Annotated in this window: 19 protein-coding genes and 1 riboswitch; of the genes, 6 read left to right on the forward strand and 13 right to left on the reverse strand. The window is 49.2% G+C overall.

Going from position 1 to position 25,065, the window contains the following annotated elements:
* Positions 1-882: hypothetical protein (locus L1N85_RS14040; protein WP_456238768.1), on the forward strand; the 882-nt coding region annotated here is incomplete at its 5' end.
* A gap of 262 nt (positions 883-1,144) precedes the next feature.
* On the opposite strand, the gene L1N85_RS14045 is transcribed toward L1N85_RS14040, so the two are convergent.
* The 3 genes from L1N85_RS14045 to L1N85_RS14055 form a co-directional block, all read right to left on the reverse strand.
* Complete coding sequence (locus L1N85_RS14045) at positions 1,145-1,768, reverse strand: hypothetical protein (RefSeq protein WP_235239522.1); 624 nt, start codon at positions 1,766-1,768, stop codon at positions 1,145-1,147.
* A gap of 85 nt (positions 1,769-1,853) precedes the next feature.
* Positions 1,854-7,787 (reverse strand): DUF6531 domain-containing protein, encoded by a 5,934-nt coding sequence (locus L1N85_RS14050; RefSeq protein WP_235239523.1) that lies wholly within the window; start codon positions 7,785-7,787, stop codon positions 1,854-1,856.
* A complete protein-coding gene (locus L1N85_RS14055; protein ID WP_235239524.1) occupies positions 7,780-9,768 on the reverse strand; it encodes an S-layer homology domain-containing protein in 1,989 nt (662 codons plus the stop codon). The genes L1N85_RS14050 and L1N85_RS14055 overlap by 8 nt, the downstream gene beginning before the upstream one ends.
* Positions 9,769-9,805: 37 nt before the next feature.
* Positions 9,806-9,898, reverse strand: a riboswitch (cyclic di-GMP riboswitch).
* Between the two features lie 320 nt (positions 9,899-10,218).
* Here L1N85_RS14055 and L1N85_RS14060 point away from each other — a divergent pair.
* Positions 10,219-10,446, forward strand: coding sequence for a hypothetical protein (locus tag L1N85_RS14060; RefSeq protein WP_235239525.1), 228 nt, complete (start codon positions 10,219-10,221; stop codon positions 10,444-10,446).
* 2 nt (positions 10,447-10,448) lie between these two features.
* Here L1N85_RS14060 and L1N85_RS14065 read toward each other — a convergent pair whose 3' ends face one another.
* The 5 genes from L1N85_RS14065 to L1N85_RS14085 form a co-directional block, all read right to left on the reverse strand.
* Entirely contained in the window at positions 10,449-10,754 is a 306-nt protein-coding gene (locus L1N85_RS14065) for a DUF6509 family protein (protein WP_235239526.1), read from the reverse strand.
* 96 nt (positions 10,755-10,850) lie between these two features.
* Positions 10,851-11,783 carry a manganese-dependent inorganic pyrophosphatase gene (locus L1N85_RS14070; RefSeq protein WP_235239527.1) on the reverse strand — a complete coding sequence of 311 codons (933 nt, stop codon included), beginning with the start codon at positions 11,781-11,783 and terminating at the stop codon, positions 10,851-10,853.
* A 525-nt stretch (positions 11,784-12,308) separates the two neighbouring features.
* Positions 12,309-13,199 carry a sugar phosphate isomerase/epimerase family protein gene (locus L1N85_RS14075; RefSeq protein WP_235239528.1) on the reverse strand — a complete coding sequence of 297 codons (891 nt, stop codon included), beginning with the start codon at positions 13,197-13,199 and terminating at the stop codon, positions 12,309-12,311.
* 19 nt (positions 13,200-13,218) lie between these two features.
* Positions 13,219-14,076 (reverse strand): sugar phosphate isomerase/epimerase family protein, encoded by an 858-nt coding sequence (locus L1N85_RS14080; RefSeq protein ID WP_235239530.1) that lies wholly within the window; start codon positions 14,074-14,076, stop codon positions 13,219-13,221.
* Positions 14,073-15,131, reverse strand: a complete 1,059-nt coding sequence (locus L1N85_RS14085) for a Gfo/Idh/MocA family protein (protein ID WP_235239532.1) — start codon at positions 15,129-15,131, stop codon at positions 14,073-14,075. The genes L1N85_RS14080 and L1N85_RS14085 overlap by 4 nt, the downstream gene beginning before the upstream one ends.
* Positions 15,132-15,268: 137 nt before the next feature.
* Here L1N85_RS14085 and L1N85_RS14090 point away from each other — a divergent pair, with 137 nt between their 5' ends.
* On the forward strand, positions 15,269-16,135 hold the full coding sequence (locus tag L1N85_RS14090) for an AraC family transcriptional regulator (protein ID WP_235239534.1): 867 nt from the start codon (positions 15,269-15,271) through the stop codon (positions 16,133-16,135).
* Between the two features lie 34 nt (positions 16,136-16,169).
* Here L1N85_RS14090 and L1N85_RS27615 read toward each other — a convergent pair whose 3' ends face one another.
* Positions 16,170-16,352, reverse strand: coding sequence for an NlpC/P60 family protein (locus L1N85_RS27615; protein ID WP_328285213.1), 183 nt, complete (start codon positions 16,350-16,352; stop codon positions 16,170-16,172).
* A 140-nt stretch (positions 16,353-16,492) separates the two neighbouring features.
* Between L1N85_RS27615 and L1N85_RS14100 the strand changes: the two genes are divergently transcribed.
* From L1N85_RS14100 to L1N85_RS14110, 3 genes are all read left to right on the forward strand, one after another.
* Positions 16,493-17,389 carry a hypothetical protein gene (locus L1N85_RS14100; protein ID WP_235239539.1) on the forward strand — a complete coding sequence of 299 codons (897 nt, stop codon included), beginning with the start codon at positions 16,493-16,495 and terminating at the stop codon, positions 17,387-17,389.
* 122 nt (positions 17,390-17,511) lie between these two features.
* Positions 17,512-18,594: a branched-chain amino acid aminotransferase gene (locus L1N85_RS14105; RefSeq protein ID WP_235239541.1), complete on the forward strand. Its 1,083-nt coding sequence runs from the start codon at positions 17,512-17,514 to the stop codon at positions 18,592-18,594.
* A 184-nt stretch (positions 18,595-18,778) separates the two neighbouring features.
* Entirely contained in the window at positions 18,779-20,371 is a 1,593-nt protein-coding gene (locus L1N85_RS14110; protein WP_235239543.1) for a glycoside hydrolase family 32 protein, read from the forward strand.
* A 4-nt stretch (positions 20,372-20,375) separates the two neighbouring features.
* Here the strand turns inward: L1N85_RS14110 and L1N85_RS14115 are convergent, their stop codons facing one another.
* From L1N85_RS14115 to L1N85_RS14130, 4 genes are read right to left on the reverse strand one after another with little or no spacing between them, the layout of a single operon-like run.
* A complete protein-coding gene (locus L1N85_RS14115; RefSeq protein WP_235239546.1) occupies positions 20,376-21,383 on the reverse strand; it encodes a CotS family spore coat protein in 1,008 nt (335 codons plus the stop codon).
* A gap of 5 nt (positions 21,384-21,388) precedes the next feature.
* A complete protein-coding gene (locus L1N85_RS14120) occupies positions 21,389-22,645 on the reverse strand; it encodes a glycosyltransferase family 4 protein (RefSeq protein ID WP_235239549.1) in 1,257 nt (418 codons plus the stop codon).
* Between the two features lie 17 nt (positions 22,646-22,662).
* Positions 22,663-23,607: an NAD-dependent epimerase/dehydratase family protein gene (locus L1N85_RS14125; protein ID WP_235239552.1), complete on the reverse strand. Its 945-nt coding sequence runs from the start codon at positions 23,605-23,607 to the stop codon at positions 22,663-22,665.
* Positions 23,604-24,887, reverse strand: coding sequence for a UDP-glucose dehydrogenase family protein (locus L1N85_RS14130; RefSeq protein ID WP_235239557.1), 1,284 nt, complete (start codon positions 24,885-24,887; stop codon positions 23,604-23,606). Before L1N85_RS14130 ends, L1N85_RS14125 begins: the two co-directional genes overlap by 4 nt.
* Between the last annotated feature and the right edge of the window lie 178 nt (positions 24,888-25,065).

The following is a 25,065-nucleotide window of genomic DNA, read 5'->3' on the forward strand; positions in this document are numbered from 1 at the left end:
TCCGACACCAGCAAATGTCTGCACTACTACTTCTACTTCATCGATCTGGATTTCGGACTGTGTTATCTCCGAGTTCCTACTTGGTGTCCGTTTCGTTTGCAGTTCTACATGAACGGACACAATTGGCTCGCCTCCCGTTTAACCAAACAAGGCATCGAGTATCTGATGCGGGATAACGCATTCCTGCACATCGGCGACTGGGAAAAGGCGCAACAGTTGTCCGATCATATCCGCGTCGAAGATCTCCATCAAGTGCTCGACATCTTAGCCAACCGCTACTGCCCGGTGATCAAGAAACTGGGTGTTATGTATCGCTGGAGCATCATGCAGGTCGAATATGCAACCGACGTCGTATTCCGAAATCCCGATGGGAACTATGAGGGCGAAATGGGCAATCGATTCAACAAACGTATTCTCGGTACGAGAATCAAGCACCAAATGGGTGCAGTCACCATCAAGATGTACGACAAATTTGGTTACGTGCTGCGAATCGAGACAACGGTGAATAACGTCTCGCAATTCAAGCATTCGCGGGAGGTTCAGCAGCGCGATGGAACCGTGACGCAGAAGGTCGCTCCGATGAAGAAGAACATCTACAGCCTGTTTCTGCTCAGTCAAATCCTTAAGGCATCCAATCGTCGTTATCTGGCGTTTGTTTCTTCGCTCGATGATCCGAGTGACGGTGCCAAGAAGCTCGATGAGCTTTCCAAGTCCAAGAAAGTGGATGACAGGAGCTACAAGGGTTTTAATTTCTTCAGCCGGGAAGACCATCAGTTGTTTCAGGTACTGGCGCATGGCGAGTTTAACATCAGCGGATTGCAGAACAAATCGATCCGCAAGCTGCTCCCTGATCGAAGCCCAGCTTCCGTCTCACGCCCTTGAAACGACTGCGAATTCATGGCCTCATCAAGAAGGTATCCGGCACACGCAAATACTACCTGACCAAATTGGGTAAAGCCGTGATTACATTGGGACTGAAAACCAAAGAGCTCTTCATTGTTCCTGGCCTGGCTACAAAGTAAACGCGAACTGACTCTAACTACCTGGACGCGGGGCTGTTTTTGACAGTCCTTGGTTTCCTGCTGCCTTTTCGCGGATTTACCAAGTTTCTTTCCACTTTTCAAAGATATCTGGACTTAAGAGTCTATTTAGCTTTCACAGCTATGCCTTTATTAATATCAATATCGTATTTGCCATCTTGCAATGGAAAATCTTTTGTTGTTCGCAAAGAGTATTTATTGGGTTCTAAAGTTTGTTCTAAAGTAATCCAAAAATTGGTCCTCCCCAAAGATATACCCTTAATCTTATATATCTCCATTTCAAGAGGAATACGTAATTCTTCTCCAGTAGATATGCTTCTTAAGTAGAGCCGAGCATAGCTGTTTTTTTGGAAAAGGTTAACTAGTTCCAAGTGATATTCATACTTGCCATCAGCTGTTACTTGCAATGTATCTGTTGTGACTTTTTCAGTTAACCAACCACTAGTATTTACATTTTTGAACAATGGCGGACTTAAGGTCAACATGCTTAAAATTAATATACTGACACCTATAACTCCCCATATTGACGAAGGTTGCCACGCTTTAATAATTAAAACTATTGATAGAATAATCAGTAACAATGAAGGTATTCCAAAGTAAACCAAAATGACAGTTGATACTAAATCGATTCCGCGTTGGAAATTAGCTGTAGTTCCAATAATGAACCACATGACAGCACATAAGTTAATGAATGCTGCTATAGCCCAAACTACTCTTAATATTAGCAATAACTCCGCCCCTTTATGAATTATTTAAATTATTGAAAACATGCATATACGGACTGTTAGACACAGCCCGCATATTACCAACGGATTATTCCGGCTTAACATAAAAATCTGCTAATAGCCCCTGAATATATTTCTTCCAAACATCGACATTAGAATGCATTACTGAATGAGATTCAATACCGTCATATTTTTCATCAACTTCAACTTTCACATTTGCGGCTCCACTAAATGTACGACGTGCTTTTCCAAGCAACCATATACTCCCACCATTGACTTGAACTCCATCACGTTCATTATAAACATGAAGATGCTGTCCTACTTCTTGTTTAAGCTGATAGCCTCTAACTGGAGTTGCAACCGTTACAAGAGTTTCAACTTTTACATTTTCTTCTCCTAAAAGATTAGCTACCATGATAGCAACATTTCCTCCATGGCTATGTCCCACTAACCTGATAGGTTCATCCGGGTTTTCTTGTCTCCATTTAATAATTTCCTCAGCTAATGCTTCAGCCCCTTCTTTTCTAGCTGATTTATTATTGCCACCTGACCAATAATGTGTGGCAACATCTTCATTATATAAATCACCAATATACTCTTTAAATTCTGGAGTCCAAGTCTCTGGATTACTGAATGTACCATGAATCAGCCAAACTTTATGCCCTGTCGGGTCAACATACTTCAAAGGGTTATTGTGCACATAAGCATACCTATTCTGACTCTGCGGATTCCACATATCCCCTTCATACGTATCCTCACTTATAAACCGCCCCAGCTCCGGCTGGTAATACCGCGCTCTTGCATACGTGAGACCACTGGTATAATCATACCCCAATCCGGTGTAGCCGAAAAGGTTGTCCGGTCCCGGCCAGTTCGGGTCGAATTTCTTCGCGGGCAGCGGGATGCCGAACTCGTCGTAATGGTAGCGCGCCGACATGCGCCCGTCCTCGGTCATTACTCCCAGCGCACTTCCCAGCCCGTCAGCCATATAGTACAGCGTCTTCGGCGAAACACCCGGTTCCGCCCCTCCTGCCCCCGGCGAAGGCTCCCAGCCGTTGTCATGGTCGTACGCCGGCAAGTAGGTCATGCCGATCCGTTCCCCGCCTGCTCCGTAAACATACGTTTCCTTCCATTTCGTCGGGTCCGCTTCGGTCACCTGGATCGGTTCGGGCAGCGCCAGACTAACGTCGTTCGTGTAATGGAACTCCCAATGCTTCTTCTTGAACTGCTTCTCCCATCCGTCGCGCGTTCCGCCCGGATGATCGTCCGGATACGTCGTTTCCCCGCCGCACTTGTCCGCCAGTCCCGGCGGCACGAAGCCCGGCGGAACGGTAAAGCAATCCGGGGCTCCGGAGCCATCGTCGTTTCCGTTTCCAGGTTCGCTGCCGCCATCGGCATTGCCGCACTTGTCCGCTAGTCCTGGCGGCACGAAGCCGGGCGGCACTTCAAGGCAGTCCGAACCGCCGTTTCCGTCTCCAGTGCCGCGGCCGTCCTCCGGGATGTAGGCCAGGTCGACGATCATCTTCATCCGGTTGCCGTCGCCGTCGTAGGCATAACGCGTCACGTCGCCGCTGCGGTTGATTTGCTCGATCAGACGGCTCGCGCCGTTCCATGTATACTGCTCGATCACTTCCGGTTCCGACCATTGCGGTTCCGTTTCCGTCTCCGAAAGAAGATCCTTCTGCATCACCTGCAGCAGATTGCCCTGCGGATCATAGATGTAATCTTTCATCTCACTGCTGTTCGTCCATTGCAGGAGCCGATCCGCCGCATCGTATGTGTACGACTCGGTATCGGTCACTTCGCCCCATACGCTCGTTTTCGACAGGCGATTCCCTACAGCATCGTACAGGTATTGCGTGGATACCGGCAGCTCCACCGACACTGCATTCTGCGTCTGAACGTCGATGAGCTGATTCAGCGCATCATACGCATAGTCGGTCACGATCAACTCCTGGCTGTCGCCCCCGTCCTCGTCGTCCCCGTCCGACAGACGCTCGCTGCGGATGCGGTTGCCGACCGGATCGTACGCATAGGTCATTTGCTCCATGATTTTACCGAACTGATTCTGGTGCGTCAGCTCCAGCAATTGGCCCGCGTCGTCATACCGGTAGCTGCTCTGCCCCATTGTTGGAAGACTCTTGGAGATAAGCATGCCTCGCACATCGTAAGCATAGCTCGTGACTCTGCCCGCTGCATCCGTTACGGCCGTCATCCGGTCCAGCAGGTCGTACTGATAATGGACGACGGCGGCATCCGGATATACAATTTTGCTGCGCTGTCCGCTAGGCGTCCATTCGTATTGAATCGTCTGCTCGTAAGGATCGGTCACCTTAGTGAGACGGTTCAGCGCATCGTAGGTATAGCTCGTCTCCCCGAGCTCGTCGGTCATTCGTGTCCTGCGACCGGCCGCATCGTATTCGTAACCGACCTGCTTCCCGTCCGGATAGAGAATGTCCGTCAATCGGCTCATAAGGTCATAGCCATAGCTGGTCGTTTCACCATCCGAAAGCTTCACGCCCGTTCGATTGCCAAGTCTGTCGTAGATCAGCTCCGTCACGCGCTGCTCTGGACCAATTTCCCGAATCAACTGGCTGTTCAAGTTATATTCATAGGACGTAATGCGCCCAAGGGCATCCGTCTTCGATGTGATATTCCCCATGGCGTCATGCCCGTAAGCCGTCGCCGCCCCAAGCGCATTGGTCACCTTATGAAGCCGGCCGAGCGGATCGTAGCCATATTGCGTCGTCTGCCCTTTGGCGTCCTTCAAGGCGGTAAGCAGGCCGCGGGCATCATAAGCCATTTCCGTCATGTGACCGAGCGGATTGATCAGTGCGGTCACCTGTCCGGCCGCATCGTAGCGATAGCTTGTCGTTTTCCCAGCTTCGTCGATGGAGTCGATAACCCGGCCAAGCGCATCCCGGGTCATCTCGGATGCTTGTCCGAGCGGACCGGTGATCTTGACGAGCATGCCGCGCGGGTCGTAATCGAGCTGCCACACCCCGCCGTTCGGATTAACGGTCTGGATCAGGCGGCCCGAGCTGTCATACGTATAGACGGTCTTCTGCCCTAGGGCATCCGTCTGTTCGGTCAATCTGCCCAGCGCATCGTAGGTGTATAAGACAGCGTGGCCCAGCGGATCGGTTTCCTGCCTCAAACGGCCGGCCGCATCATAGCTCATCAGTGATACGCCGCCCGCTGCATCGGTTACCTTCAGCGGAAGATTGCGCCCGTCGTATTCGATCCGGGTTTCACCGCCGTTCGGATCGACGAAGCGCTTCAGGTTGCCGTTATTGTCGTATTCGTAGCGGTGTACATTCCCCTCCGGATCGGTGACCGCCTCCAAACGGTTGGTCTCGTCGTAGCTGTAAACCGTTTCAGCCCCGTTCGGGTCGGTCCGTTTCGTCAGATTACCTACGGCATCATATTCGTTACGGGTCGCATTACCCAAAGCGTCGGTCACCGCAATCACTCTTGCGTAGCTGTCATACGTATAGACGGTGCGCGATCCCTCCGCATCGGTGTAGCCGGTCAGATTGCTGTCCTTGTCATACTCATACCGCTCGGTATTCCCAAGCGCATCGATCCGCGCGGTAATCCGATCCCGCGGATCGTATTCCATCTGCATCCGCTGTCCCAGCGCGTCAAGCAGGCCGGTGACGCGGTGAAGCGGATCGCGGATCATCTCTTGGCGGTTGCCAAGCGGATCCGTGATGAACCTTGCAAAACCGTATTCGTCATTCTCGATGCTGGCGGTTTCGCCGTTTGCGTTCGTAACGGATACCGGGATGCCCCGGCCATCCACCGCAATGCGTGAAACACCGCCTTCAGCGTCGGTAATCGCGGTCAGGTTGCCGTTGCCGTCATAACCGAGCGCCGTCTTGTGTCCAAGCGGATCGACGATCTCCTCCGGCAGATTGAAGGCGTTGTACCGGATTTCCGTCTGGTAGCCCTCCGGGTCCTTGGCACGGATCAGATTGCCTGAATCGTCGTACATATATCCCCAGACCCTGCCGCCCCGGTCTGTCATTTCAATCAGGTTGTCGTGCTTATCGTACAGGTAACGCTCGACTGTCCCGTCCGCGTATGTCACCGCCGTTTTACGGTAACGCTCGTCATATTGGTAAACGGTCTGCCTTCCAAGTGCATCGGTTGTCACCGTCCGCATCTCTGCGGGATCATATTCGATGCTGCCCCAGACGCCTGCAAAATCCCTCTGGCGCACGACCCTGTCCTGCTCATCATATTCATTAATGAGCGAGGCCGTTTCATTCGGATTGAGAATTTCGATTATTCGGTGCTTATCGTCATATTCATAAGCAATCCTTGCCCCGTCGGGGAGGATCATGGCGGTCAAATCATGATTGACGGCATCATACTCATAAGCCGCATACCGTCCCGAATGGTCGGTTACCCGCGCGACCTTGCCTCCGGCTCCATAGGTGAGCGTCAGCTTCGCTCCATTGGTCGCCACATCGGTAAGCAGGCTTCCCAGATAAGTGAGCTGAATGCGATTGCCGTTTGGATCCAATATCTGGTACAACAGGCCGTCCCTGCGATAAATGTAGGACCATCTTTGCGGCGTTTGCTGCGTGTATGTCCCGTCTTGATTCTTCGTCAGGGTATCGTATATGCCGTCCTGCCCCGCGTACTGCCCGTTGCCAGCCGCTTCGAAGCGGTGGCTCGCGCCTTCAGGGGATACCGCATAGACAATGCCGTTCTCCCGGAACTCCAATCTCCGCTCATAAGTATGATGCCAGCCGACGCCAAAATAGCCGTCATAGCGGTCCCGGCTGTGGTACGTCAGCGTCAGGTCAAGCGGTATAACCGCCTGTACGCTCATATTCGGATGCCGGAACACGAAGTCCCCCGTCGCCAGGTTGACCGGGTCGAACGCCTCCGCAATCGGATGGCCGTTGCGGTTCGTATATTCCTCGTGGATTCGCTCGTCATCTTCCTGGCCAATCTCTCCGGCTTGCTGCGGCTCCATGACCAGCAAATTTACGCCCTCTTCGAGGGTGCCGTAGCAGGTCTGCCCGTTGCAATCCTCAACGGGAAAGCCGTTGTCGACGGCTACTTTGCCGATTTTCTCGACAATGGCTTCTTTCTCAGTCACGTTGTAATAATAGCTGGCGATGACCGACCAGTTGATATTCCATGCAGGCGTTTTATACCTCAGCACCCGCAGCGTTTTAGAGCTGTCTGATTTCTTCCCGTCGAAAACTCTCGTCGCGACAGCCTGGATTTCTGCGATTTCATAAGCGGGCAGCCGCACCTTCACTTCCCATTCGCCCACATAATCCTCAGGCAGATTATCCGACCTTTCGGGGAAATTCGTAAAGTAGGAAGCGTTAACCGGTACGGCCAGCGCCCATGACGATTTCCTTAGATTAACTTTAATGTTCTCGGCAAGCGTTTCAACGCTTCCGTTATCGACAGTCGTATCATTGCCGACTCTGCGAATTCGCTTCATCTTCAGATCTATCGTAGTGCCGATCTCCGCAATACCCCTGATCGTGTGCTCCTCGCTTTTCGTATCGGACTCGATATCCATTATCGGCTGCGGAGGCTTCGGGTTTATGATCTGCACGCTGCCTGAATTGCCGTTATTCGGAAATCGGGTCGGCGTGACCCGAATCTGGTAGCTGCCTTCTTCGGCCGGCTCCCCGTTGGCCTTGCCATTCCATGTATAGCTATTGTTCGTTTCGGTCGGATATGTACCGTTTTTCAGCGTTGCGACCGTCGAGCCGTTACGCTCCAGACTAATTACCGTTTCATGGGATTCTTGCGTTTCATCGTCCGGGTCCGGATCATCGAAGCTGAAGTTCACCTCAGTCCGTCCGTTATATACCGAGCTGAGCGAATAGGGATTAATCTGCAGCGACGTATCCGCATACGCTCTCGGCAGGTTTGCATTCGGCAGCAGCGGGAGTCCCGTCAAAAGCACGATAAACGCAAGCATGCACTTTCCAATTTGGCCCCACACCGATCGGGGACGTTTGCTCTTTACTTCTTTACTCATTGAACAGCTCTTCCTTCATCGTCAGCCACCTGTAAATGACCGCTGCCGCTTCCGCACGCGTACTCGTTCCGCCGGGATTCAACAGGCTGCCGCTGCCCTGTATGATGCCGCTCTTGATTGCGGTTTCGACAGACGGCTTGGCCCACGCACGCACACGGTCTGCATCGGCATAACCCGAGAGCGTATCGCTTGTGTTATCCTTCGGCAAACGAGCGGCATTGACCAGCATGACCATCATTTCTTCGCGGGTGACGGCGGCATTCGGCTTGAATAGACTTCCTTCATAGCCCTTGATCCACTGCGCTGCGGCCGCCTGCTCGATCCACCGGGCAGCCCAGTGGTTGTCCGGCACGTCACGAAACGATCCCCCGCCTGCTTGTCCGATCCCGAGCCCCGCCGCTTCGACCAGCATCTTGGCGAACTGGGCGCGCGTCACGGATTGCTTGGGATCAAAATCCCCCGTCTGCATTCCGTTCACGATCCATCTGGACGCCAGCACTTCCACTTCCGATTGCGCCCAATGGCCGTTCATATCCGAGAAAGAAGGCGCGTAGGCAAAAAGAGCGTACAAGCCCGGCGTAACCACCCGGGCGCGAACTGTACGCCATGCCGAATCTACCGTTCCCCCTGCGTATACCCATTTGCCTTCCGATTCGTCATACCGGTAAATGCCCGTCCGATTTGCCAATTCGGCCGTCTCAATGGCACGTTCCATTTCAAAGGTCAGCATTGCAGGCTTCTTCAGCTCCGCTTCCGCCGTCCATTTCCATGCCATGCCTGCCCAAGTCATGCCTTGTGCCGGCTTACTTTGGAACAGGGACGTTTCCGTGCTATTGTCCAGTACGATCCGGGTATCCGCTTCGAACGTTCCTTGTTCAAACGCCAACGATGCCGCTTGGTCGGCCGACACGATACCGCCGTCGGAACCGATAACGGCGCCTCCCGTTTGAACGCCGGCCGGGTTGTTCGAAAGTCCTGCTTCCGTTTGGATGATGGTTCGGTTCACCAGCTTCCCATTGTTCACAAGGGCAAGCCCGTCCCCATTAAATCCGATAAATTGCGAAGGCTTTATCACGCCGAGCGTGTATGAAGAACCGCCGATCAAATCCGCACCCTTCATGACTACCGAACCGCCGGATGCTTCGAGCCAGACGGCCGTACCATCCGAGATGCTCATTTCACTATACTCGACACCCTGCATGACCGGTCCGGTCAGATCGAGAGGCTGCGGATTGTTTTCGCCCAGATCCATGAACGTATATTTCCCATAACCATCCAGATCCCGCTGCTTCCACAGAATCTCTTCGCCACTGAAGACAAACCGCTCCACGTACTGGGTATACGGCAAGTCCAGTATCTTCTTATGCGTTCGGGCGGCAATCGCATATTCATATAAACTTCCGTCCGCAGATCCTTTATAGACGATGCGGCCGTTCCCGGCGACCGGATCCCTTCCGCGTCCCAAATCCGTCAACACTGCGGCCGCCATATCGTATATTTGCATCTCATAATCCGGATTGGTCTGCCAGACGATATAGTTCCCGTCGATGGAAGGGATCCGGTGTTGGCCTATAGTATCATTCAGCTTCTTCTCGGTATTCGTGCTCAGATTATAGCTGTAAATATCCCAGTTCAAATTGCCGGTTCCTTCGCTTTGATCCCTCTTGTCTGCCCATACGACGACGGCCTCCCCCCTCCCGTTGATTCCGATAGCAGGCGAATCCGTCGATTTCCCATGATTCGTGACAACCGTCTTTTGCCCGGTGCCCGTATTGCCATAATGGATCTGACCACGCTCGCGCCATACGACATGCTCCCCCGTCATTCGTACGGAACTGCCGTTTATGGCGAAGGAAGACGTCTCATCCTTATAGGTATACACCGTCTCCGCAGAAGCCTTTTGCCCCGCAGGCAGCAGCAATCCCCCCAACAATCCCAAAATAATGAATCCTTTTAGCGCATTCCTCATTCTGCTCATCATTTTTCCCCTCTCCCGGAAAATAAATAGACCAAGCCTCTTAAGCAACCCGGCTGTCAGTTCATGAACAATCATGACGTAAGACCCGTGGCTTTGCGTCCCCGACTTTCGTGCGGGTTTGCCTTTTATTAATGCTTGGTTAGTTCAAATCTACCATTTGGATAGTTCTTCAAATCTATTTCCAACCAGAATTATACATACAGTTACATAATGTGACAACCTTTTTTTGGAATTAGAGTGGAAGGAGATAAAGCAGGAGTTTGGCTATGAACAGTATCATTCGACGTATGAAGCGCACCAACACGCACACCGGGAGATGCATTTTGCTACTGAGATCTGTTAAGCTGCGTATAGAAGAAGGGGTTAACCGGGAAAAACAAAAAAAAATTTCTCGTCCTATTATTTAGTCAATTCGTGTTCGTCCTGTTTACGTTCGTTTGGATCTTTTTCGCGATGATGTCGGTCATGATGTTCGATACCCCGGGCTCGGAAAAGCTGCTCTGGGCGCAAGCGCTGTTCGCCGCCATCTGGATCTACCCGCTGGCGTTGCTTGCATCGATGATCGTCAGCTGGATCCTGTATCATTACCGGAAAATGAAAACAGCGGTTACCATAGGTATGGTCCCGCTGCTATGGGTGCTGCCTATTGTAGCACTGCTCGGCTATGCCAATCTTAGCTAGTCCTATCGGCTCGCTTCGGCCGATTCCTGAACTTGCTCCTTGCAAAACGCAAGCACCATCTTCTCTTCGTCCTCTTCCAGCTCAAAATCGATGTACTTGTTCGACGATGTCGTCAAAAACTCATACTTTGCGATTCGTGAGGCCTCCTCTTCGACGACATAAATGACGCGAAGCGATACGCCTTCCTCCTGATACAGCTCGTCATCCTCCGCCACATCCAGGTCAAGCATAAACTCATACCTCGATCCCGTCAAAATGCCAAATGGATCCTTCATCAGATCAACGCTATATTCCCTAACGGTAAACATCGCAATCACTCCTCTGTTATATAAACAAAAACAAAAGCAGCCTGAAACTTGGAGATCAAGCTTCAGACTGCTGCATATTAACGGTGCCGCGGCCTATTACAGGCTGCTCAACGTTTCAGTCAGTACAGGTACGATTTGCGATTTGCGGGAAACGACGCCCTTCAATACCGCTTTGTTATCGGACAATGTTACGTTGTAAGCTTTCTCTACGGCGTGAGCCTGAGCGCCCAGAGCAAGCGCAACGGAATCATTGTTCAGAATATCCGTTACGACAAGCACGAACAGGTCAAGGCCTTTTGTCGCGATAATGTCGCTCAGAGCTGCTTCCAGCTCCGATTGACGGGAAAGCACGTCGTTTGTGTCAACTGCGTTTACTTGCGCGATTTCGACCTTGTAGCTGCCCATTGCGAATTCTTTCGCGTCTAGGGATATCAATTGAGCGATCGTTTTGTCGCTTAGATCCGCACCTGCCTTCAGCATGTCAAGTCCATAGCTGTCAGCGTCAACGCCGGCGATTTCTGCAAGCTCGCGAGCTGCTGCTACGTCTTGCTCCGTGCAAGTCGGCGATTTGAACAGCAAGGAATCGGAAATAATTGCGGACAGCATGAGGCCTGCAATTTCTTTGCGAATGGCTACGCCGTTCTCTTTGTACAATTTATTCAAAATCGTCGCTGTGCAGCCAACCGGCTCAGCGCGGAAGTAAAGCGGAGCGCTTGTCTCAAAGTTAGCAATACGGTGGTGGTCGATTACTTCAAGAACGCGTACGCGATCAATATCGTTCGCGCTTTGTTGACGCTCGTTGTGATCAACCAAAATAACGGTATCCGTTTCGTCGGCAACATTCTCAATTAGACGCGGTGCCGCAATTCCGAAGTAGTTCAGCGCGTATTGCGTTTCGCCGTTAACATCGCCAAGACGGATCGCTTCTACGTCAGCGCCCAGCTTCGTTTTCAGCTCCGCATAAGCAATAGCCGATGTAATCGTGTCCGTGTCCGGGTTTTTGTGCCCGAAAATAAGCGTTTTAGTCATTTCGAGTACTCCTTAATCGTTTTTTTGGATAGAGAGAGAACAAACGTCGCACCCAAATCCTCTTTGGTCATTATACACTAAAAACCATTATAACTTTAAGTCCACCTTATTCCTATACTTTTACACCGAATTAGATTGTAAAATTTGTGAATAATGACTGATTAGACGATAAAGCGTTTATTCAGCGCTGTCAGTTCATTCGACATAGAGCGGATCGATTCCGCAATGGATATGACGAACGGAATAAAGCTAAAAAGCAGATCTATTTCATGCCTTTTTCGTCTATTCGAGGAAATAGATCTACAATTTAGATCTATCTCCTTGATTCTCTGCTGAAACACCCGCTAAAGTCCTTATATCCTGCTAATAGATCTAAAAACTAGACCAAATTACCCCGAACAATTGAAATGGAACCAAATAGGTCTAATAATTAGATTTAATCTCCCTTGTAAGCAAGAAGCGCTGCCAAGCGCACAAAAGGCGGGGGAATTAGTCCTCTCCCCGCCTCTTCCTTATATACATTTACTACGCTCTAAACCCTTTCAAAAATTGAACGGCCTTGCCAATATCGCCTTCCGGATTGGTGCCGACCTCGCGTTCGATGGTCAGGTAACCGTTGTAGCCAATCTCTTGCAGGGCGCGCAGGTAGGCCGTCCAATCGACGCCGCCCTCCCCGAGCGGAACCTCTCGGAACGCTGAGCCTGATTCGGCCATCTCCGCGATCTTCTCGTGATCAAGCTCAGCCTCGTAGCCGTAATAGCCATATACGTCGCGCGGATCGATATGGCCAAGCTTCACGCCGTCCTTCGCATGCGTATGCACAATGTATTCCTTCAACGTGTGTACGCCTTGAACCGGATCATCGCCCGTCACCATAACCATGTTGGCAGGGTCGAAGTTGACCGCTACGCCCTTCGTGCCAAGTCCGTCGAGAAATGACTTCAAATGAGCCGACGTCTCGGGTCCGGTCTCGATCGCGAAGTAAGCGTTCATGCCGTTCGCATAACGAGCCAGTTCCTCGCATGCCATATGCATCGTCTCGTATACGCGGCTGTTCCTGTCGCTAGGTACGATGCCAATATGCGTCGTAATGATGTTTGTTCCAAGCTCCATGCCCAGCTCCATAATACGCTTGGACTTGTCGATCTTCGCGCGGTTTTCCGCCGGATCCTGAAAGCCGTGTCCTCCTAAATCGCCGACTAATGCGGAAATATCAAGTCCAAGTCCTTCGATGTAGGACTTCCATTCTTTTCTCGCCGCCGTCGATAGGTTGGCAGGATCAAGCTCACCATGAACCGCGTACATTTGGACGCCGTCCGCTCCGACCTGCTTCGCTTTCAGCAAGCCTTCCTTTACGCCAACCTGAAAGCTGTCTACGATAACGCCGATTTTGTTCGTAAGTTTTGGCAATGTCATATGCTCCACGCTCCTTCGGTTATAGTTCGTTCCATACGCGCTTAACGTAGTCGAAGCCCAGCTTCGCACCGGTCCGGCAATCTTCCATACCTTCAAACTCGATGGAAATGAAATCGTCGTAGCCGCTTTCCTTCACCTTGCGCAGGACATCCGTCATCGCGATGTCGCCGTGACCTACGATTGCGCCGCGCAGCCAACTTCCGCTCGTCGATCTGAACCAGCCTTCTCCGGGATTATCCGTGGCAGGCCTATAGTAAAAATCTTTGACATGCACCATGGAGGCGATGCTCATATTGTTCCTAACCGCAGAAACCGGACTTTCGTCTACACACAGGAAATTTCCTACGTCAAGCGTCGTCTTGAAATTTGGACGCTCAACCGCAAGGACAAGCGCTTGTACGCGATCGCTGTGCTGGATATAGTAGCCGTGATTTTCCACGCTGGTCGTAATGCCGTATTGTGCTGCATAGTCTGCGATGGTTTGGCATGCCTCGGCTAGTCTTGGCAGCTCAGACAAGAAATTGGCGATGGACAGATCCTTCGACGAGGCTACATCATGGCGCATTTTCTTCACGCCAAGAGCAGCTGCAATATCAACCTCCCGCTTCAAGCGCCCGAGTTCCTGCTGGAATTGCTCATCGTTCAAGCCGGAGAAGTTCCCCCCGACCGCATAGCCCGACAGCTCGATGCCGCTTTCTTTCGCTTGCCTCTTGATGACATCGATCAGCTCCGGGTTTTCCGTCAGGTTAAAGCCAATCGGAACAATTTCCGCATGATCTGCACCAATGGACGCGATATAAACAATAACATCCTGAATTGACATCTCACCGGCATGTATCGCATTAGATAAGCTGTAAGTACTGATGCCTAGTTTCATAGACGTATTTCAGCCCCTTTCTTCGCCGATTCATAGATGCCAACCAGCATTTTCATAACCTCAACGCCATCTTCGACCGGGCTGATCGGCTGCTTGCCGTTTCTCACACAGTCAATGAAGTGACTGGTTTCATTTTTGAAAGCGCTTGGGAAATTAAAGCTTTTATGATCAATTTGCGGAGATACATTAAGAATCGTATCATTCTGCTCCGTCACGATAACTACTTCCGGGTCGATTTCGAAGCCGCCCTTCTCGCCGAACAGCCTAACCATACCCTCATCAGACTTCGCATGCAGCGTGAAGCTGACGTCGACGAGCAGCGAAGCGCCGTTCTCGAAGCGGATAAGCGCATTCGCCATATCTTCGACTGTATTATGATTGGCGTCATAGTCTGCCGCTTGATAGAAGGACAAATTGCGGACATTGGACCGATTACCAAGCTTATGATAAGTATTCGCGCTAACCGATACCGGCTTCGGACGGCCCATCATATACCAGCACAGGTCGATCATATGAACACCGATATCAATAAGCGGTCCGCCGCCGGAACGTTCGATATCGGAAAACCAGCCGCCCGGATTTCCGAGGCGTCTAATCGACGATGCTTTGGCATAATAAATTTCACCAAACTCTCCTCTGTCGGCCATCGAGCGAAGCAGCTGCGCATTCGTATCATAGCGGCGGACGAAACCGACCTGAAGCACCTTGCCGGATTTCTCAACCGCCTCTTGAATGTGAAGCGCTTCCTCCACCGTACGGCAAAGCGGCTTCTCCACAAGTACATGCTTGCCCGCTTCGAGCGCAGCGATGCTAATTTCGGCATGTGTGTTATTCCAGGTACATATGCTGACCGCTTCAATTACCGGATCGGTCAGAAGTTCGCGGTAATCCGTGTATACTTTAGTTGCGCCGTATTTCTCGGCCGCTTTCCTCGCGCGTTCTTCATTCAAATCGCAAACCGCATAAAGGTTCGCATTCGGGTTGTCCTTATAAGCATCTAAATGAGCCGATGAGATAGAGCCTGTTCCAATGACCGCGATTTGTACCGGTTGCATCGCTAATCTCTCCTTTAATCTTGTAGGGTTTGGCATGTCTATACTTTCGTATTATAATGGTTTCAACGCAGAGCTCCATGCAGACGTGTGCGGTTTATTTGTACAATTGTGCTATTGGAAGGAGAGGAAGGATCAAGGTGAACAAATTTGAATCGCTTCGCGAGCCCATGGACATGCCCGATCCCCATTTTCCGATCAAGCTGCATCGCACCAGCTTCGACCAGCAAGGAACGGTTCTCTTCCCCCCCCATTGGCACGAGCATCTTGAATTTCTTTATTTCATAACAGGTGAAGCCTCTATTGAATGCGGCTCAACGGTCATTTCCGCATCGGCAGGCGATCTTATCGTCGTGAATAGCAATGAGCTGCATTACGGCATAAGCTTGTCCTCCGATTTGTTCTACTATGCGCTCATCGCCGACATTTCACTGTTGCACAGCCAATTCGTTGACGCCGCCGAAACGAAGTTCATTACGCCGATAACCCAGAACCGGCTGTTGCTTCGCAATTACATCGGCGACGACAGCAAGGCGTCTCAATGTATGCTTGCGATTATTAAGGAGCTGGAGCAGCGCGAATTCGGCTATGAGCTGGCCATTAAGTCCGAGCTGTACCGGCTGTTGACGCTGCTGCTCCGTGATCACGTCGACACCGTGCTCACCCAGGACGAATACGCCGAGCGAATGAAAAATATCGAGCGCTTCGCACCGGTTTTTGAGTATATAGAGAATCGGTACAAGGATGAAATGTCGGTTGATTTGCTTGCTGGCATGGCAAGCCTTAGCCGCTTCCATTTCAGCCGCTTGTTCAAGGAGCTTAGCGGCCGCACCTTGACCGAATACATCACGATGACTCGCCTGAACAAAGCCGATTATTTGCTGCGCCACAGTCCGATGACGGTCTCGGAGGTCGCCGCTGCGACCGGCTTCAACGATATTTATTATTTTAGCCGGACGTTCAAGAAACACAAAAAAGTTTCCCCGTCCTCGTTGCGGGGAAACTAATCTTCTAAATTAGAGCTTACCTGACAGCCCTATATTATAGAACTCTTCTTGCACTGACGTAGTGACTTGACCACCAACCGGAGTTCAAGCTGTTTATAGCTATTCCATCCTTGGATGGCGTGTTATGAATAAATTGTCCGTTACCCATATATATACAAACAAATATAGCAGTTATGAAGCTCCCTAAATTATTCCTATGAGAGTAAATACCTAGCATTAATAGGAGATTACAGCCTTTTATTAGAAGAGAATGAGAATTCCCTAATGTTCGGTCAGGAAATATGTTCCTCGAAAATTACCCTCTGTTATGTGATAAGCTGTGCGAAATAATATACATTATAGAGGTGATAAACTGTAATGATAAAAAAACGCTGTTTGTTCTGTGATGAAATCGTTCCGATAGAACCGAAAGGCGAACACGACAGTTATATAAGCTGTAACTGCTCGCCTGGCGGCTTCTATAGCCTATTGAGAGACAATTACGATGCAATCAACGGTTACTCCCATCAAACGAAACGCCAATTATTCCCCCTTATATCGGCGTATATCCGAGAGCAGACGGATCGTGATGAACGGGTCACACTGTCGATTGAAGATTTGGATTTGATTAAAAATTGTCCTAAAATACCGGTTTCTATTGAAGATAAAGGAGGCCGTTTGCTGCAATATTTGTATAGACATTCTGAAGGGCCGGGTGAAGCGGTCGTCATACATCCGCTGACCCATAGCTTTAACTTGACATATTCTCCAAACCTGCAAGAGCTTGTCTATATCATTGAGAAGCTCCGCGAAGAGCAGTTAATCATAAGGGAAGGCATGACCTTCAAGCTTACGGAGATTGGATGGAGCGAAGCTGCTGCAAGAGCTGGAGGACGAAAGCTGAAATCCTGCTTCGTTTTACTTTCGGATGATCGCGAATTAAGTAAGCAATGGTCGGAAAGCGTGCTTCCAAAGCTCGAACAGTGCGGGTATTTGCCAAGCTTATTTAATCAGTCGGGGGTGGAGAACCGTGACAATCAATCCCTGCAGCTTATCTCCGAAAGCAAACTTATTATCGCAGATTTAACTAACCTTTCACCTGAGGTTTATTTTGCAGCGGGTTATGCGCTCGGCATGAATGTTCCGGTCATATGGACTGTAAAACATAACGACAGGGATAAGCTGAACGTTCAAACCCGGCTTATCCGTCCTTTCGTTTGGGACACGGCCGAGGAATTGGCCGTATTGCTGCAGCAGCGATTGAGTAAATCATGAATTACATATATCGAGCGGCGAGCATACCCAAAAGGTATGATAACTTAATAAAATAGATATTTTAAATATAGCGTATGAAATGTTAGCATTCAATTAACGATTAGTAAAGGGAGATGGGCCATTTGCTTCAATCATTGGAAATTGAGCTAACCAAAACGAAGAAACAGCAGCCGCCGGCGGAACAGCTTGGCTTCGGCAATTATTATACGGACCATATGTTTATTATGAATTATGAGGATGGAAAAGGCTGGAATACGCCTCGCATCGTGCCTTATCAGCCGATCGTGCTGGACCCTGCAGCCAAAGTATTTCATTACGGCCAAACGATCTTCGAGGGCTTGAAAGCGTATAAAACCGATGACGGACGCGTGCTGCTTTTCCGTCCGCACAAAAATATACAACGCATGAACCGCTCCAACGAGCGGCTTAGCGTGCCCGAGCTCATAATCGATGATGCCATCGAAGCTTTAAAGCAGCTCCTTGCAGTCGATCAGAATTGGATACCAACGGCACCGGGCACCTCGCTGTACATTCGTCCTTTCATTATCGCGACGCAGCCGCAGCTTGGTGTGGCCCCATCGACGCATTATCAATTCATCATCATCATGTCGCCGGTAGGCGCTTACTATACGGAGGGCGTTAATCCGGTCAAAATCTTCGTCGAATCGGAATACGTACGTTCGGTGAAGGGCGGAGTAGGCGAGGCGAAGACGGCCGGTAACTATGCAGCCGGACTTAAAGCGCAGGAAATCGCCAAAGAAAAAGGCTATTCCCAGGTACTGTGGCTCGATGGCGTTCATCGCAAATATATCGAAGAGGTCGGCAGCATGAACGTTTTCTTCAAGATTAACGGAATTGTTCACACGCCGGCGTTGAACGGCAGCATTTTGGACGGTGTGACGCGTAATTCCATTATTCAGCTGTTAAACCATTGGAATATTACGGTGGAGGAGCGTCCGATCACGATCGAGGAGCTATATGAGGCTAACCGTAAAGGCGAGCTGGAGGAAGCCTTCGGAACGGGAACCGCAGCAGTTATTTCCCCGATTGGCGAGCTGAACTGGCAAGGCGAGGTGCTTGTCATCAACGAGGGGCGGACCGGCGAGCTTTCGAAGAAGCTCTACGATACGTTGACCGGCATTCAAATGGGCAAAATAGCTGACCCGTTCGGCTGGATGGTCGAGGCAACAGGCATTCGCGTATAATCAAATGGAAAACGAATATTTATTTCATGAAGCTGTCCCAAGGGTGATTCCCCGGGACAGCTTTTTTCATAGTGGAGGATTAACGAAATATTCTAATGTCGGAAACAGAGTAAAGTGAATTTTTTTCCGCTGCCGAATCGGTACAATAGCAGAAGACTATACAGATGAGGAGGGTATTGCTGTTATGAAGCTGCCGATTTATCGCATTGGACTACTGTTCATCGCATTAATTGTCTTACTCTTACTTGCATTCGCAGCTATAAGATCAATCGATAACAGAAAGGAGGAAATAAACATCATCCCCGCCGATTACAATTTCAACCCCAGTCCGACCTATTACACGGAGAAATTCCGGCCGCAATACCATCTGTCGCCGGAAACCAAAAATATGAGCGACCCGAACGGCATGGTTTATTTTAAAGGGGAGTATCATCAGTTTTATCAAAGCAGCGGACAATGGGGACATGCCGTGAGCAAAGATTTGATACATTGGGAGCATCTTCCGCTTGCGATCGTCAAGGATGAGCTTGGCGATGCATGGTCCGGCAGCGCCGTCGTCGATTGGCAGGATACGACCGGTTTCTTTAACGGCAAACCTGGATTGGTTGCGATTTTTACAAATTTCAAAAATGGCGTTCAGTCTCAGAGCATTGCTTACAGCTCCGATAAGGGACGTACATGGACGAAATATGAAGGGAATCCCGTCATTCCTAATCCTGACGTGAAAGATTTCCGCGATCCGAAAGTATTCTGGCATGAGCCGACCAAAGCTTGGGTTATGATCGTTTCGGTCGATAAGAAAGTATGGTTCTATAACTCTCCCGATTTGAAGAAATGGGAATGGACCGGCGAGTTTGGTCCGGGCCACGGCTCCCATGCCGCTGTCTGGGAGTGTCCGGATTTATTCCTGCTGCCTGTCGAGGAAACCGGGGAGAAAAAATGGGTGCTGACGGTAAGCATCGGGAACAATACGCAAACCAAAGGCTCCAAGGCCCAATACTTCGTAGGCGCTTTCGACGGCAAAACGTTCAAAAATGACAATCCGCCGTACGAAAAGTTGTGGACAGATCATGGAAAGGATTTTTATGCCGCTATCTCCTATTCGGACATTCCGGAGGAGGATGGCCGCCGGATTTGGCTAGGCTGGATGTCGAACTGGCGTTACCCTTTCTCCATGCCTACCGGTACATGGAAAGGAAATATGTCGATCCCGCGTGAGCTCAAACTACGGAATATACCGGGAGCAGGAATTCGTCTCATTCAAGAACCTATCGAAGAGCTGGAAACACTGCGCGGAAATCCGCAAAGATTCAAAAAACAAATCATCACCGCCGGACAAAATCCTCTCGAGGGGATCAAAGGTACTTCCTTTGAAATAGATATGGAGTTTACACCGCAAACTGCGGATGCATTTGGCATAAAAGTAAGACAGGGAAGCGATGAGGAAACGGTCATCCGTTATGAGCCTGCGAAGCAAGAGCTCATTCTGGATCGCACTCGGTCAGGCGAAAGCTCCTTCGAGGTCGGCTTCGCGGAGAAGATGACCGCGCCCCTGCAGCCTAAGAATGGCAAAGTTGCGCTGCAGCTTTTTGTGGATGACACTACTTTGGAAATATTCGCGAATGATGGAGAAGCCGTCATGACCGCTATTATTTTCCCGAATCCGGTAAGCAACGGGCTTGAGCTCTTTGCGACCAACGGTACAGTGACGTTAAACAAGGCTGTCTACTACCCTATGCGTTCCGTATGGCGGAATGAGGATCCCGACGACAATTAACCTATTAGGATTGTTTAACGATGGACTGCCATGACGCCAGCATTTTTTGCCGATCATTTTCTGAAGCGATTAAGGATTTAAACTTTTGCAATGCAAAGGATTGAGTCCAATCCGAACGTTTATTGAATATTTTGCTAGTTATCCCGTAGAATAAATGCGGAAACAAAAGATCGGCATAAATGATTTGGCATTCCTCATCGCTAAGAGGATGAACCTCGCGATAAGCGCGAAGCATCAAAATGGCTTTTACCGAGCTCCACCCATGTTTCTTCATGACTTTATTGAATATTTTACGAATATCCCTTGCCGGCAAATCGTAAGTTAGCGAATCCATATCGATTACGACCAAGCCTTTATTTGTTTTTATCAAATTAGCCGCTGCAAAATCCTGATGGCAAAGATTTTTTTGCATAGCGACCTTGTTGACCCAATTCGTGTAATAGCCGCTTCTAATCCATTTTAAGGCTTCTTTTCCTTGGGCAATAAAATGATCGGCATGAAGCAGGAACAGCTTTTGGAATTCGTTGCTGCTGCTTTTGGGCAGTCCTTTAAAACTTTCTAAACGCTCAATATATCGCTCGTAGCTTTGCGCCCAGCCACCGAGATGCTCTCTTTCGTTTGTCGTAAAATTAGATTGAAACCCTCTTGATGCCAAGTGAAACTTTCCAAGTTCTTTCATTATTGCAAGGAGGTCTTCTGTTCCATAAGTAGGAGAAGTACCCTGCACGGCATCGGATAAGACGTAACAATTACCGCTGCTGTCCTCCGAATATTCTTTTCCTGATCGTGTAGCGACCATTGCGGGAATTGGTGCTCCGTTTTTTTGCATATGCTTTACGGCTTGAATAAGAAACAGCAGTCTCTTTATGGTCGCGGGCGATTTTTTCAATATTTTTGTACCCTCATTTGTAGCGATGCTCCAGGCCGCTTTTTTGCCTTTGTCAGCAATTAGTGTGGCGCTCCTCAAACGTAGAGGATACTGAGACATAATCTCATTTATATTCACCTGCATGAATGCTACCTGCCTTTATGTTGTATTCTTTTAAAAGCCGTGGCGGTTTTCCTTTCTTTACGTGAACGAAGCGTCCGAGCTTGTTTCTTCCTGGATACGGAAGCATTGGATAACGGAGTCGGTTTACTGGAATAGGCTTCCATATAAATTTTATTTAATCGCTGCGCAACATGCTCGAACGTAAAATTGCTGTCTACGAGCTGCCTGCCTCTTACAGCCATCGCCGCCGCCTCATTTTTGTTAGTAAGCATGTAGTTGACCGCATCGGCAAATGAAGACGCACTCGTATAATCACGGACTATATAACCGTTGTTCTTATGCGTAATGACTTCAGCATTGCCGCCGCGATCGGTCGTAACAATCGGGACGCCTGCAGCCATCGCTTCATAATGAACGCGCGCTAAAGGCTCCTGCCATTGGGAGCTGCATACAAAAACGTCGGCCATCGAAAAATAATTTTGGATTTCATTTGCCGGAACAAATTTTGTAAATATAACCCGGTTTCGATATGGCTCAGCTAATTGCAACAACCATTTGCCATAATCGTCCACGGCGTTGTCGCTAAACCATTTCCCTCCCACAATGACAAGAACGGCATCCGGATGCTGCTCCAGTACGCGATCCATAGCCTGAATGAGCAAATGAGGACCTTTTTTTACGCTAAGCCGCCCGACAAACAATATAACTTTTTTGTTATTAACTCCGTATTGGTTACGTAATTGTTCCCGTATCTTACTTCCTCGCGCCGTCCATATCGGGTAGTAGGCGTTAGGATCAAAGCCCGAATAGATCGGTTCAATTTTATTTTCCGCTTCGGGAATGCGGTCTGTTACGGTTTTTTTTATATAGTTGCTGACGGTTGTTATTTTGTAGACGTATTGCACGCATAACTTAGCTTCCGTATCCGAAATTTTGTTAACGGCAAACATTTCATTATGAAGACTTAAGACAAACCGGCTGGCGGGAGATGCCGTTTTAAACGGTATGACGTTTCGCGGGCGATTAAAAACATGAACGACGTCATAAACATGTTCTTTAAGCGAATGGGAAACTTCTTCTACATACCGTTCCCTCGGAAACCTTATATACTTTATGCCGCCGCGAATCTCTTGATCGGGCAACGTCTCATCCGTCACGGTATAAACCGTTAATTGATGCTTGCGGGCAAGAATGGGAGAAACCCCGTCCATCATCATTTGGATGGCTCCGCCTTTTACCGCGGGAGCAGGAAGTTTCTCCGTACATACGAATGCCAGTCTCATGCTGAGACAGCCTCCCGTCATGAATAGTATTTAGTAAGATAGGCAAGCTCTTCTGCTAAACCTGCCGTTAAGCTTACCTTCGGTTCGTAATTCAAAATCCGAGCCGCCTTCGAAATATCAGCCCATGTATGCATTGGCTCTCCTCGCATCGCTCCGGCGTTCACGATAGTCGCTTGTTTTCCCGTCAAATTCTCCAAGATGCGAATCACATTTAGGATGGATGAGCGTTCCTTTCCTCCAATATTAATCGTTTCTCCTATTAAAGTGGGCTGGTTCGCGACTGCAGCCGTCGCCTCAACACAATCGCTAATATACGTAAAATCTCTGGACTGCGTGCCGTCTCCAATTAGCGTAATCGGTTCATTCTTGATCATTTGCTTAATGAAGCGATGAAAGGCCATATCCGATCGCTGACGCGGACCGTATACCGTGAAGAAACGAAGGATGACAATCGGTACGCCATCGTTCTTCCAATAAACGCGGCATAACTGTTCGCCCGTCAATTTGCTTACACCATAAGGAGAGAGCGGGGCGGTGCTGGAATCTTCAGGCACTTTCCCTGCCTTTTCTCCATAAACGGATGAAGTAGAAGCAAAAATGATTTTTTTTATTGCGCTGCTGCGGCATGCTTCAAGCAGCTGCTGAGTAGCGAGTATATTCGTTTCTACGTAATTACGGAAATCGTTGCCCCAACTGGACCGAACGCCGGGTATACCCGCCAGATGGAAGACTACATCAACGCCTTTCAGCATTACATTCCAATCGATATGCAGCAAATCAGACGAAATCAAGGTAAAGCGCGGATGGGAATAAAAGGTTTCCATGTTTTTTGATCCAATTATTTTCAACTCTTCGCGAACAAAGGCATCGATTCCTATGACTTCGTGCTTCCCGTTGTTCAGTAAAAATTCACAGAGATGCGAACCGATAAATCCTGCGGCGCCAGTCACAATGATTTTCATGGCCGTCCAACCCCTGTGAATTCAAACCCATATGCTTTCATCATTTTTTTATCCAAGCCGTTTCGTCCATCTAAAATGATATTTCGTTTCATCAGTTGCTTTACGCGGCCCCAATCGGCTTCGATAAACTCCGGCCAGACAGTTGCAATGACTAGTGCATCCGCCTCCTTAACGGCTTCATATTTGTCGGAACACCAAATGACGGACGGGATCGGAGGAGAAACGAGAGGATCGTAAGCATAGACCTGATATCCTTGTTTCGTTAATATCTTCATAAAGGCTATTGCTTGAGAATAACGGGTATCATCGGTATTCTCTTTAAACGTCGCTCCCCAAACCGCGATCCGAACGTTATCTCTGCTTTCGCCTAGTTTGTGGTTCAGTTTATTCAAATAAATGTTCAGTTGTGATCGGTTAATTTTTTTTACAGCCTGCAGCAGATCCATTTTCACCTGTTTGGTTGACGCCGCATAGCTCAGTGCATTGACATCTTTCGGAAAGCAAGAGCCTCCATATCCTAACCCCGCCTGCAGAAATTTGGGCCCGATTCGATTATCCATTCCGATACCTTTAGCTACCTCCGTGATATCGGCCTTAAATGCATCGCATACACGCGATATTTCATTAATAAAAGATATTTTAGTTGCCAGAAAAGCGTTGGAAGCATATTTAATTAATTCCGCTTCAACGCGATGAGTCAATAAAAATCGGGTATCTATGGGATGATATAGCTCTTTCACTCTCATTGCCGCTCCTTCCTTATTCGCACCGATAATAATTCTGTCCGGATGTATCGTATCTTCAATCGCGCTCCCTTCCCGAAGAAATTCGGGATTAGACACAAGCTCGTATATATCTGAACTTACCCCGTATTCGAGAAGAAGCTCGTCAACCCAATCCGCGGTTCCAGGCGGAACGGTGCTTTTCATGATGATGGTTTTAGGCGAACGAATGACCAGCGACAGGTCTTTTATGACGTTAAGGATATACTTCATATCCGCACTTCCGTTTTTTGCGGAAGGCGTACCCACCGCAATGACGATGACCGGACAATTCCTCATATGCCGTCTCACGTTCGCAGCAAAAAACAGTCTCCCTTCCGCTTGGTTTTTGTCGATCATTTCGGTTAAACCTGGTTCATAGATAGGAACGATGCCTTGCTTTAGCTTATCTATCTTTGCCGAGTCGCGATCCGTGCAATAGACCGTATGGCCGATGTCCGCGAACACCGCAGCTGTCGTGAGACCGACATATCCCGCTCCAACAATACAAATATTCATTGAACCATCCCTCTCAAAATCTAGTAATCTATTATATTAATCGAAGTCTATAAAGTGTGACGGCTATCCATTAAGAAACGAAGAAAGGACTCTATAAATTGGGTGTATACAGAAGCCTGATTTTAATAGAGGACAGGCTTCAAACGGAAATATCTTTATATACTAGTAATTATTATCC

This window comes from Paenibacillus alkaliterrae, from assembly GCF_021532375.1.
In the GTDB taxonomy this organism is placed as follows: Bacteria; Bacillota; Bacilli; order Paenibacillales; family Paenibacillaceae; genus Pristimantibacillus; species Pristimantibacillus alkaliterrae.

Bases quoted from the DNA above. Each gene is read 5' to 3' on its own strand.
- L1N85_RS14055 (WP_235239524.1), bottom strand. From the start codon at position 9,768: ATGATGAGCAGAATGAGGAATGCGCTAAAAGGATTCATTATTTTGGGA.
- L1N85_RS14100 (WP_235239539.1), top strand. From the start codon at position 16,493: ATGATAAAAAAACGCTGTTTGTTCTGTGATGAAATCGTTCCGATAGAA.
- L1N85_RS14060 (WP_235239525.1), top strand. From the start codon at position 10,219: ATGATGTCGGTCATGATGTTCGATACCCCGGGCTCGGAAAAGCTGCTC.
- L1N85_RS14050 (WP_235239523.1), bottom strand. From the start codon at position 7,787: ATGAGTAAAGAAGTAAAGAGCAAACGTCCCCGATCGGTGTGGGGCCAA.
- L1N85_RS14110 (WP_235239543.1), top strand. From the start codon at position 18,779: ATGAAGCTGCCGATTTATCGCATTGGACTACTGTTCATCGCATTAATT.
- L1N85_RS14085 (WP_235239532.1), bottom strand. From the start codon at position 15,131: ATGCAACCGGTACAAATCGCGGTCATTGGAACAGGCTCTATCTCATCG.
- L1N85_RS14080 (WP_235239530.1), bottom strand. From the start codon at position 14,076: ATGAAACTAGGCATCAGTACTTACAGCTTATCTAATGCGATACATGCC.
- L1N85_RS14070 (WP_235239527.1), bottom strand. From the start codon at position 11,783: ATGACTAAAACGCTTATTTTCGGGCACAAAAACCCGGACACGGACACG.
- L1N85_RS14065 (WP_235239526.1), bottom strand. From the start codon at position 10,754: ATGTTTACCGTTAGGGAATATAGCGTTGATCTGATGAAGGATCCATTT.
- L1N85_RS14075 (WP_235239528.1), bottom strand. From the start codon at position 13,199: ATGACATTGCCAAAACTTACGAACAAAATCGGCGTTATCGTAGACAGC.
- L1N85_RS14130 (WP_235239557.1), bottom strand. From the start codon at position 24,887: ATGAATATTTGTATTGTTGGAGCGGGATATGTCGGTCTCACGACAGCT.
- L1N85_RS14120 (WP_235239549.1), bottom strand. From the start codon at position 22,645: ATGAGACTGGCATTCGTATGTACGGAGAAACTTCCTGCTCCCGCGGTA.
- L1N85_RS14125 (WP_235239552.1), bottom strand. From the start codon at position 23,607: ATGAAAATCATTGTGACTGGCGCCGCAGGATTTATCGGTTCGCATCTC.
- L1N85_RS14115 (WP_235239546.1), bottom strand. From the start codon at position 21,383: ATGCAGGTGAATATAAATGAGATTATGTCTCAGTATCCTCTACGTTTG.
- L1N85_RS27615 (WP_328285213.1), bottom strand. From the start codon at position 16,352: ATGCTAGGTATTTACTCTCATAGGAATAATTTAGGGAGCTTCATAACT.